Annotated in this window: 8 protein-coding genes; 2 read left to right on the top strand and 6 right to left on the bottom strand. The window is 41.5% G+C overall.

Annotation, left to right across the window (positions count from 1 at the left end):
• Positions 1 to 536 precede the first annotated feature (536 nt).
• The 3 genes from ACFSKL_RS09190 to ACFSKL_RS09180 all read right to left on the bottom strand — a co-directional run bounded on the left by ACFSKL_RS09190 (position 537) and on the right by ACFSKL_RS09180 (position 3043).
• Complete coding sequence (locus tag ACFSKL_RS09190; protein WP_376885577.1) at positions 537 to 1034, bottom strand: hypothetical protein; 498 nt, start codon at positions 1032 to 1034, stop codon at positions 537 to 539.
• A gap of 46 nt (positions 1035 to 1080) precedes the next feature.
• Complete coding sequence (locus ACFSKL_RS09185) at positions 1081 to 1494, bottom strand: hypothetical protein (RefSeq protein ID WP_376885575.1); 414 nt, start codon at positions 1492 to 1494, stop codon at positions 1081 to 1083.
• A 916-nt stretch (positions 1495 to 2410) separates the two neighbouring features.
• Complete coding sequence (locus tag ACFSKL_RS09180; RefSeq protein ID WP_376885574.1) at positions 2411 to 3043, bottom strand: cyclic nucleotide-binding domain-containing protein; 633 nt, start codon at positions 3041 to 3043, stop codon at positions 2411 to 2413.
• A 377-nt stretch (positions 3044 to 3420) separates the two neighbouring features.
• Between ACFSKL_RS09180 and ACFSKL_RS09175 the strand changes: the two genes are divergently transcribed.
• Complete coding sequence (locus tag ACFSKL_RS09175; protein WP_376885572.1) at positions 3421 to 3864, top strand: MauE/DoxX family redox-associated membrane protein; 444 nt, start codon at positions 3421 to 3423, stop codon at positions 3862 to 3864.
• A 639-nt stretch (positions 3865 to 4503) separates the two neighbouring features.
• A complete protein-coding gene (locus ACFSKL_RS09170; protein WP_376885570.1) occupies positions 4504 to 4773 on the top strand; it encodes a hypothetical protein in 270 nt (89 codons plus the stop codon).
• Between the two features lie 34 nt (positions 4774 to 4807).
• Here ACFSKL_RS09170 and ACFSKL_RS09165 read toward each other — a convergent pair whose 3' ends face one another.
• From ACFSKL_RS09165 to ACFSKL_RS09155, 3 genes are all read right to left on the bottom strand, one after another.
• Positions 4808 to 6157 (bottom strand): RagB/SusD family nutrient uptake outer membrane protein, encoded by a 1350-nt coding sequence (locus tag ACFSKL_RS09165; protein WP_376885568.1) that lies wholly within the window; start codon positions 6155 to 6157, stop codon positions 4808 to 4810.
• Positions 6158 to 6174: 17 nt separating this feature from the next.
• On the bottom strand, positions 6175 to 9354 hold the full coding sequence (locus ACFSKL_RS09160; protein WP_376885566.1) for a SusC/RagA family TonB-linked outer membrane protein: 3180 nt from the start codon (positions 9352 to 9354) through the stop codon (positions 6175 to 6177).
• Between the two features lie 80 nt (positions 9355 to 9434).
• Positions 9435 to 10736, bottom strand: coding sequence for a TlpA family protein disulfide reductase (locus tag ACFSKL_RS09155; RefSeq protein ID WP_376885565.1), 1302 nt, complete (start codon positions 10734 to 10736; stop codon positions 9435 to 9437).
• Positions 10737 to 11438 lie beyond the last annotated feature (702 nt).

The raw sequence follows: 11438 nt of genomic DNA, 5'->3' as shown, positions 1-11438 counted from the left end.
TCAGTATGAGATTTCTCCCTTTGCCTCCCTAAAGTGAGACAGGTTCGAAATGACTTGCCTATAAAACGAGGAGTTAAGTATAAAAAAAGTGTCAAGTAAATTCAAGACGTGACCAGAAACGAGAGGGAATCAACCCCGAATGGGCCTGCCTGACGTCAGGCAGGGTTAAACTTTAAATACTTGTCCGCCGTGGCGGAACCCCGGGTCGCAACCCGGGGAATAATGATAATATAGTAGACGACAACCCCGAAGGGGGTTGAACTTCTCTAATCAGTAGAAAAAAGTATCAACTATTTCTAGGACGTGACTCCTATGCATATCGGGGACATAAAACATCGGATGGTGAAGTATCAGTGAGATACCCAAGTAGATAAGGCTTGTGGAGACACAAACCTAGGTGGGGGCACACAGGTGTATTGTATGGCCTGTGGGGACACAGGCCATGGGGTAGTCATATCGAGCTTAACCCAAGGTTTGTGTCCTCACAGACCTTTAGATGGCTGATTGTAATCACGTAAAATGCAATTTGCAAAAACTTACTCTTCTACCCTATTATAGCGCATAGGAGTCGGTTCGATACAATTGGAAAGACCTCCTGTAATAATATCATGACATTCGTAGAATAGCAGGATCATCGCATTGTTATTGTCTTCAAATGAAATCTTGGCTCTCACAGTACGTTTGAAATAGTCTCCACTCTCTATTAACTCTTCAACAGTAGCAGGTGGATTTTCATAGACTTCCGCATGGAATGCTGTTTGGGTTGACACTACAAGCTCACCATCTTCAAAGGCATAACTGCCTGTTGAAACAGACAATATTCCAGCCTCATAATCCCCTTCCCCTTGTGTCCTTCTATGTTGCTGCTCAAAAGTGCCGTTGGAATGAAAGGTAAATGTCGATTCAATAGTTTGGTCTTCATGTTCGGACTCATGCACCCAAGTCCCTTGGACTCTTTCCAAGTTTACTTTGTCAGAATCCTCTATGCAAGAGAATAATAAAAAAGGCAGGAAAAATAAGTATATCTTTTTCATGGTAATTGTATTACAAAGTTTATGATTGTTTGACAAATTGATGGGATCAATCAGGTACGGTCTCTGAACTGACTAATTCAATCCTCACGATATCTCCTGTGTCGTTGGAAGAGACGACTTTCCATTCCTGGACGTTTCTACCTCCCCAGAAACCCATGTTTAGCTTTAAGGCTGCTCCAGCATTGGACCAATTTCCCGAATAGTCGGAATATACAACAGGTGGAGTACCACACCATCCTGCAATTGCCCTAACGGTCATTTTCCCGTTTTTCTGAAATGAAAAACCATAGGTATTTTCAGGCAAACTTCCAGTCCTTATCAAGCTAAAACCGTTTTCATGGCGTTCGCTGATAGTCCAATTTCCAAGAGGGAATTGCCCATTTTCTTGAATATCACCATCATTTTCCATGCAGGAAGCAAAGAACAAGAGAATCGAGAATGCGAGTAAGATCTTTTTCATAAAAATTGTCTGTTTGGTTATAATTCCTAGCCTAGACGAAAGATAGTTTAAAAATGTCTTGCGTTTTAAAGATTTGCCGAAAAAAGATGAGATGCGGGATGTGAGATGCGAGATATGAGATTTGAGATTTGAGATATGACAAAGTGCTTTCTGCGGTTACGTCACCTCGACGGCAGGAGAGGTCTCGTCCCTATTTGAAACTGGAAAGTTAAAATTAAAGTTGGAGTGTGAAATTCAGTATGAGATTTCTCCCTTTGCCTCCCTAAAGTGAGACAGGTTCGAAATGACTTGCCTATAAAACGAGGAGTTAAGTATAAAAAAAGTGTCAAGTAAATTCAGGACGGGACAGACGTGAGATGTTAGATATGAGATTTGAGATATGACAAAGTATGCTTTCTGCGGTTACGTCACCTCGACGGCAGGAGAGGTCTCGCCCCTATTTGAAACTGGAAAGTTAAAATTAAAGTTGGAGTGTGAAATTCAGTTCGAGATTTCTCCCTTTGCCTCCCTAAAGTGAGACAGGCTCGAAATGACTTGCCTATAAAACGAGGAGTTAAGTATAAAAAAATTATCAAGTAAATTCAGGACGGGACGAGAAACGAGAGGGAATCAACCCCGAATGGGCCTGCCTGACGTCAGGCAGGGTTAAACTTTAAATAACCCCGGGTCGCAACCCGGGGAATAATGATGATATAGTAGACGACAACCCCGAAGGGGGTTGAACTTCTCTAATCAATACAAAAAGTATCAATTATTTCCGGGACGTGACACCTATGCATATCGGGGACATAAAACATCGAATGGTGAAGTATCAATGAGATAACCAAGTAGATAAGGTTTGTGATGACACAAACCTCGGTGGGGAGTGTATCGTATGGTCTGTGGGGACACAGGCCATGGGAGGGTAGGGGTTAGATCAAGTAGGCAACCCCAAACCAGACTTTGCATCTAAGTTGGAGTTCTCCCATTTTTTGATGGCATTGGTCAGTCCATTCTGAGAGACATTGAGGTAGCTAGCCAAGTACTTTAGCGTATGGCGAAGCCATTCCGGGTGCTTATCTACCAAGAAGTCTATTTGATCGTAAGTAGACGTCAGGTTCTTCAGGCACATATAAAGTTCCAAATCCTGACTCATCACTTTCCTCAAATGAGCCAGTAACTTTTGAGGGGCTTCCTCTATCCTATCCACTGCTTCGAGTAGGTATTGGATGGGGATCGCCGTCACTTCAGATGTAATTGTGGCTTCCCAGGTCATCGAGGAGATTTCCGGATTTAGGATTTCGCCCCCCCTTACCAAAAAAATAGACTTGGGGACTTTGATGACCTTATAGCTTACGCCACTTTTCAGGGATATCTTACCATAAACAGCCCCGTTGTGAAGGAATGCCAACCGTGGACTATTACTACTTGGGAACCTGACTGCTTCTCCTTTCTTGAAGACAGCCTTTATGGTATTTGGATAGATTTCACCAAAAACATCCTTAAAAAAAAGTCCGTGCTCAACAGCATACTTAAAAATATCCATTTTGTATTTAAAATCACTTTTCATGCCCTATCTCTTTTGGTGTATAACTAAACTTCAATTTAGCAACAATTTTCAAAAACCAATGAAAAAATGACCACTTTTTGTCTACAACTACCTGATATACAGTTGTTATAAACGTGATTTTAACCAACCACTTTGATAAAACCCGATTTTATCAAAGCGCTCAACTACAGCCATTTGTGTTTTTGAGTGTCATCACCTAGCTTTGGTTAGGTTAAAAAAAAATCCCTTAACACTGCCCGATCCTATGGGAATGGACTCCTGAACGCCAAGTCCATTCCCCGGCAGTAAAGGGAGACTACTCCAGCAGAAGATGGCCGGAGGTGACCGATAAAAGATTCGGTGGAACTATAGATGAAAGGATCAACAGCTCAATACACATGATGAAAGAGAAGCAAAACATAGCAACAATCTGCACATGGCTACTGGCAATTGTCTTTATCTATACAGCCGTCAGTAAGCTATATGATTGGGAGGGGACAAGGAGGTCATTGTACAACCAAGTCTTCCCTATATGGTCAGCAGACATTTTGCTGTATGCGCTCCCAATTGTAGAATTACTGATAGCTGCCTTGCTGCTGATCAATTCCACTGTCCGATTAGGCTTAAAGCTATCGATCATCCTGATGACTTTATTCACAGGTTACATCGCACTAATCATCGCAGGGGTATTTGATAGGGTCCCTTGCTCTTGTGGAGGAGTCGTTTCATCCTTAAGCTGGTGGGAGCATTTGGTGTTCAATATAGTGCTGATGGGTATTGGGGTGGCAGGGTTGATAAGGATTAGAGACATGAGATATGAGACGCAAAGCTTGCCCCGGTGACTATTGAGGAGACGAGAGACAAGAAACGAGAAACAAGAGGCGAGAGGCAAGAAACAAGACTTGAGACAAGCGTAAGTTTTGTCTGCGGTTACGTCACCTCGACGGCAGGAGAGGTCTCGTCCCTATTTGAAACTGGAAAGTTAAAATTGAAGTTGGAGTGTGAAATTCAGTACGAGATTTCTCCCTCTAGTCGAAATGACTTGCCTCTATAACGAGGACGTAAGTATAAAAAAAGTGTCAAGTAAATTCAGGACGAGACAGAGATGCAAGACCTACAAGAAACAAGAAAAGACCTGAGAAACCCCGAAGGGCCTGCCTGCTGCAGGCAGGGTTAAACCTTGATTAACCCCGGGTCGCAACCCGGGGAATAATGATGATAAATAGAGACCACACAACCCCGAAGTGGGTTGAACTTCTTCATTTAAAAGAAAAAAGTGTCAAGCAAAACCAGGACATGAGCATCAAATATCGAAAAACAAAAGAAATGTACGGCTTGTGAAGCTACGAGGTAGTTGCCAGGCAACAGCAGGGGGATCAAAAAACACCGATCGTCCCTCTCCAAAGGAGAACATTCCTCCCCCGGCAGGGAGGAAATCCAAAACGACCGGTGATTTACTAACAATTATAAATATTAAAGCTATGAAAAATTACATAGAAAATTTGATTAAAGCAAGCCTTGTGATGCTTGCTGTAGTGGCGGCGTTTGCTTTTACGACGCCGAGTACTCAAATGGGCTTTGCCCCTATCTTTGACGATGAAGATCCTCCTACAGTAGTTGGATGGATTGATGCATCCACACTTCAGATAGGTGTTGACTATGTCTGCAATCCAGAAACCATACCTTGTTTGTATGAAGAAAAGGATCTCAACTCAGATGTCGTAAGCTTTGGAGAGTTTGTGCTTTTGTAAAATTTTGGGCAGGTCAAAAACCTGCCCATTTTGTTTATCTTTGATTTTGTTGAATACCGCTTTGATTAATCTCTTGAGGCGGAATTGGGAATACATACCTTGGAGAATTTGGTTCCAATACATATTCAGTTCCAAAAACCACTCTCCTAAGTGTTTGCTCTAGTCCAGGCTCAGTATTCAATCTTTTCAAATCTGACCATCTAATACCTCTGAAAAGCAATTCCTTTCTTCTTTCTCTTAAAACAAGGTGTAATAAAGGTTCTCCTGATTGAATTTCTATTCCATCAAATGAACCTTCTCTATATCTTTTTGCCAATAAGGTATTTAATTGATCAATTCCTTGAGTTTCTTCTCCTAGTCTAACCAAACATTCTGCTCTGTTAAGCATAACTTCATTGTTAGCCAAGCCAGTAAAAAAAAAGATACCACCAGTATAATTTCCCGTGAAATTGATTCCAAATCCTCTATTTCTGAAAAACACCTGCTTTCTTAAATCATCATCAGCATACATTTCATAGATTTCGGGATTCACAAATGAAAGCGTGCTTGAATTCCAAGAGTAAGCTATCATTTGATTGTAGAAAATTATTTCTGGGTTTTCAAGATTGAAAGAGAATAAAGAAGCAGTCTGGACAGTGTTATAATCCAAAAGACCATCATCGGTGCCCAGTGCCAAATCAGCAAATTCCAAAGACCTTTGATAGTTCTTTAAGTACAAATAAACCCTTGAAAGCATGGCATAAGCAGCTCTTTTGGATGGCCTTGTCATGAAGTCATAGTTTTCTGGTAAAAGCCGGACTGCTCCTTCTAAATCCTCAATAATCCTCTCAAATGTTTCACTTAGTTCAGTTCTAGCAATAGGTTCATTTATATCTGGGGACAGTTTGAGGGGAACACCAAGTTTTGAGGTGGTGTTAAGATTGTTATCAGGATGGTCTGTGAAACAAATCGCTAAGCTATAATAGGCAAAAGCCCTATAAAACAATGCCCTTCCTTCGATAACCTTCTTCCTTTCTTCTTCCTCTTGATTGATCGCATTGTAGTTACCCAATCCCTCTAAGACAATGTTTGCATAAAATATCTGAAGGTATGGGGATGACCAATCCAATCCAAAGTTTTCAAAAACCTCTTCACTCCAAGTGTAGGCATTTTGTTCAATGATGTTTCTAAACCCAGAAAATCCATTGTCTGTAGTCACAAAATCATCAGAGGATATTTGATGAACTCCTGGGGATTCGTTCATTCCTCTAGGCGAGGCATCAAGCAATGCTTGAAGTTCATCCAATGTTTCTGGCACCACAATGTTTTTGTTGGGTCTTTCGTCCAGAAACTCAGCACAACTGCCCAATATGACGACTATGGTTATGTATATTAACTTTTTCATTTCTAATTCACTTTAAATTACAAATCTATTCTCAATCCAAAAGCAAAACTTCTCAATGGCCTCATAGTCCTAAAGTCAGGATCAATTGGAAGATCTGAGTATTTCCATAACAATCCGATATTGTTTACAAAAGCATAAAGCTCAAGCCTATTGAAACCTTTTATTTCATCGAAGAGGTAAGAAACCCTGATGTCTTGGAGTCTGAAATGGTCTCCCCTTTCCACCAAGATTTCAGAATAACGGTACATATTGTCACGATTGGAATTAAGCGCCAAGGGCATGGAAGGAACTTGTGTGATCAACTCGTCCCCTGGATTTCTCCATCTGTTCCCAAAATCTTCATGTCCCAAGTCTCCATTGAACAAACTATTGTACAGGATAGAACTCCTTCTGAATACATGGCCAAACCTGTAAGTGATATTGGCCGAAAGGCTAAAGCCCTTATAGGAAATATTATTGGAAATAGTGCCTACAGAGGTAGGTCTGGCAGGACCATTATATATGATGGATTCGGGAGTAGCTTCATTGAAGATGGCGGCATAGTTATCACTTGGTTCCCCATTGAGAATTCCCATTGGGTTGCCATTATCTGGGTTTAGGCCTCCCCATGGGTAAGAATAAACAGAAAACAAAGGCTTCCCTTCAAATGGAAAAACCAAGTCTGAACCCCCAGCATATGCCAAATAGTTAGATACTGAGGCTTGTGTTTCATAACCTGTCACCCGGTCTCTTACATGATTGTAAATCAGGGAAGCATCCCATCTAACTGCTCTCTGTAGGATTTTCCCCCTGAGGATCATGTCCAATCCTTGGGTCTTTGCACTGGCAAAATTCCCTCTGTAGGTAAGCACACCTGATGATGGCGCCATAGGAATAGTCCCGAAAAGATCGACTCCGTTTTTGATGAAGTATTCAATGGAACCAGACAAACGCCCTGATCTTGATTCGAAATCCAAGCCAAAGTTGGTCATTTGTATTTGTTCCCAGCGAAGATTTTCATTTGGGGGATTTAAAACCTGAGCGTAAGGAAGCCTTGAGACTGGATTGAAATTCCCCTGCATAGCTGATGCTGTTGTGAATGCAGTAACCGTCCGATCAATATTGCCACTAAAGCCATAAGTCCCCCTTAGCTTTAAATAGGGTACTGCCGCCCAATTATAAAAACTCTCTTCGCTGAGTATCCAAGCCAATCCCGTGGACCAAAGTGGCACTGTTCTTTGATTGGCTCTGACACCAAAGAGGTTGGAAGCATCATTCCTTGCGCTAACTGAAAATATGTACTTCTTGCCATAAGTGTAGGAAGCATTGGCAAAGGCAGATATAAACCGGTCTATGCTTCCCGAATGACCTCCCCCATATGGGATGTTGGCCAATCTGTTATTATGAAAATTTCTGAATCGGGTAAAGTAATCTACATTTTCAGAATTGGCAAAGCGTTCGGAATATCCATAATACCTGATACGATCGGTGTCGGATGCCCAATCCTTGAGTTCTCCCCCTCCCAATGCAGAAACTTGGTGTTTTCCGAAAGTCTTATTGTAGGTAAGTTGCGCTCTTAGTGTATGGCTTTGGGCGAAAACATCAGACTTGTTGTAGATCCCTCCAAGTGGAATGGATCTGCTGAGTTGTCCATCTGGCTCCACTTGCGTAAAGCGGTTGGTCAAATCCCTGACTTCAAAGGTTTCCTGAGGGATTATCTCTTTGTTGTTGGTGGCGTTTTGCCAGTATTGATATTGTACATCTAATTTCAGATCCTTGCTGACCTTGTATTGCAAAGCCATATTTGCCCTCAGGTCTGTATTCTGCCGCCTATCGTTTCTCATCCCGATTTCCTCAAGTGGCACAAAAGTCCAATCAAGCAAGAATGGGTTGTCCAGGCCTTGGATATACCTTTGTGAGAGTCCTTGGATCACGGGTAAGGCATTGCCCCCTTCGTCGGCAAGTCTATCATAAGGAAATAAATCTGGCAATTTGGTCGTTTCTATGCTATTTCTATGTGCATAATAGACACCTAGATTAAGTTTAAGCCTATTGTTGGCTAGGTTCCAGTTGTTTTGGGTGGAAAGGGTAATCCTGTCATTCTTGTTGCCAACAATGCCAGCTCTGTTGTGATCATATCCTAACGAAACTACATATTGGTGAGTCGCAGTCCCACCGCTCAGGGAGGCAGAATGCTGTTGATTGATCTGAGTCTGGTAGAAATGTTTAGCCAATTCACTCCTTGTATCGATACTTTGGAGTGCTGCCAATCTCTCATCATATTCCCCCTGTGAGATTCTCCCATCCCGAAGCTGGATCATCAGTTCTACTCCCGGTGAAAGTGGCTGTCTGTCTATACTCACCTCCCTGGATTGATAGAATCCTCGGTCAAATAATGTTCTTTCTACATCGATAAAGTCTGAGATCTCCATTCTAGGGACATAGAATAAATCTGGAGTCTCTATGACGTTGGTATTGGTGTTGAAGCTAAACCTTGGTTTTGTACCTGCCAGTCCTTTTTTGGTGGTAATCACAATGACTCCATTACCTGCCCTAGCTCCCCAGATAGAGGCTGCTGCTGCATCCCTCAGCACTGTGATCGATTCTACATCATTTGGATTGATACTCTCCAATGGGCCATCATAAGGGAAATTATCAATCACAATCAATGGATTGGCATTCGCTGATATGGTGGATCTCCCCCTGATGCTGATCGGATCTCCACCTCCTGTTCGGTTGAATACCAGCCCGGGAGTCACATCTTCTAGTCTGTCGAGCAGGTTGGTGGATACCCGTCGGTTGAGGAGTTCGTTGTCAACTTGAGCGAAAGAACCTGTTGCTCTTTCCTTAGGCAACTCTTCATAACCTGTAGAGACAATTTCGAAAGCTTCCATACTAAGTCCTTCCTCATTTAGTTTTATTTCAATAGGTTCGGAAATAGGAACAGAGATAGCATGGTCTATTGTAGTATACCCTAGATAGGATACTCTCAATAAGGCTTCTCCCGCTGGAAGATTGAGAGCAAAGAAACCTTCTTCATCCGTTACAACTCCCCTACTGCTTCCTTTTAGGATTACCATTGCACCGGGAATGGCTTCTTGGTTTGCATTGCTTACTTTTCCTGTTACGGGAAAAGTGGATTGTGCTTTTGTCTGCTGCATGCTCAGTAATAGCATTATGCAGATTAGTGAATATTTGATAAATTGTTTACTGTACATGTTTGATCATAGGATTTGGTTGGATGTTGAATGATTTTTATAGCGGATACCTTTCATATTTCAGAAAGTGCCAGATGCATTTATTCATTGGCTTGGATATGGAGGACATCAATTACCATGTCCTTTTCGACTAACCTTAAATTGTAATCAGCCAATGCTTCCTGTAAGTCTTCCAGGTTAAAAAGATTGCCTTCCAGTCTAAGGTCAATAGGAAAGTCTATGCCTGTTTGGTTGATCACCGGTCTGGGATACCTATTCAGGTTTTTGATATTGAGAAGGCTAATAAAGGATTCAATTTCACAATTTTCCATGATCAGCTCGGTAAACCCTGCCTTATTGACTCTTATATTTTTGCCTGACTTTAGTTGATTTATATTTTCACCCTCGTATATCAGCGCATACACAGGCCAAAGCGCTTGTTCAATCCTGACTTTGTATTCCGGAAAAAGTAGGTCTAAAGCATTTTCTATTATCTGATCTCTCTTTGGGAGTAAAAATTGGGGAATGATAAATTCTACATTGTGTCCATTTCCGTCATTCAACCAATTCAAAAATTGAGTACCACTATATCCTGGCTTAAGTTTTTCTTGAACTGCCATGTTCATTTTTATTCTATTAGTCCCAAAAAATCTCTCATTTGGCTTATCCCAATATGCATATGAGAATATATTGATCAACGGCATATTGATTAAAGATATCACCAAAGGCTTATCATCAACTCCCCAATTTACTTTAGCAAAGAGATCTAGGCCAGCAACATAGGGGGATTTGGAAATTTGAAACTCAAGTCCATCTTTGAATACTTCTGAATTTTCCAAAAATATTGGGGCTGTGGCATTGAACTTAACTTCCTCAAAAACCTTATTCACGAAATTGATTTCGCCCTTATCAATGTAGCTTCTGATATTTTCTGCGGTAACATCCTTTCCTTCTGAGATACCGACGACTTCGCTAGCTCCATTGACCCATACATAATTCGGTAATGACTTATGGGGTAGCATTCTTCTTAGAATATCATCCCCATACACCATTGGCTTTTTGATATCCTTCAGCTTGGGCATTCGTGAAAAGAGCTTTTCTACTTCCTCCCTGTCTTGATAAGTCACGGGAAGGATCGCCAGGTCATCCCCAAAAGCCTTGTCCAAACTATCCAACTTCGGAAAGGAAGCCACGCAGGGAGCGCACCAAGTCGCCCAAAAGTCAAGGATCAAAAGCTTGCCTTTGTAGTCAGAGAGCAATATTTCTCCATCAGGATGGTTCAGCACATTCTCAAACTTCAGGTTGGGAATCTTGTCTCCTATATCCAAAGGCTCAAGCTTCTGCTGCCCGAAAGCATAAAAAGACAGCAACATCGCAATCAATAGTGTAATTTGTTTCTTCATGATTTTGGTTAATTAGTTATAAGTGGATTGGGTTAGTGGGATTTGAAAGATTGAAATATTTTAAGATTAGGGCATTAGTTGATTAGGTTATCAGTTGATTGAGGTTTGAAGGTTGGGGTCATAGATTGGAAGGTTATAAGATTTGAAAATTGAAAGATTGGCTTCGCGTTTTAAGGCTGTAAGGTTTTAAAGTTTGAATGTTGGGGATCTGGTTAGGAGAATAGTTATTGGTTATTAGGGAATGGAAAATTGGAAGATTGAGAGCTAGTGATTTCATGGTTTTTCGTGCTTAGTTTCCCGAGAGGTCGAGAGGGATTTGGGATTTATATATTTTGTATTGAATCTTAGGTCTTGTGTCTTGAGTCTAGAATCTTATGTCTTGTATCTATTGTCTCTTAAATAAAGGAGGCCGGCAGGTTAGAGAGTGGAGTCAGAGCCGGCCTGGGGAGCTATGGAGCGCACTCCCCCACTCCTCCGTCCAGTAGCATCGTCACCTTCTGTGTCTCCGTACTACTTGGGTTTATATTCATCGCTTAACCTTGATAAAGAAAGTTGGACGGGGAATGCCTTTAAGATTGGTAATTTCAGAACTTGTCCCTCATGGCGGATTAGGTTATTGTTTGATTGAGGTTTGAAGGTTGGAAAGTTTGAAAGTTGGAAGGTTTGGGGTCTAGTAAAGTTCATGGGGTATTAGTTATAAGT

The organism is Belliella marina (assembly GCF_042682445.1).
Classification (GTDB): domain Bacteria; phylum Bacteroidota; class Bacteroidia; order Cytophagales; family Cyclobacteriaceae; genus Belliella; species Belliella marina.
The sequence above is the reverse complement of the archived record's forward strand: the minus strand, read 5'-3'. Positions and strand labels throughout refer to the sequence as shown.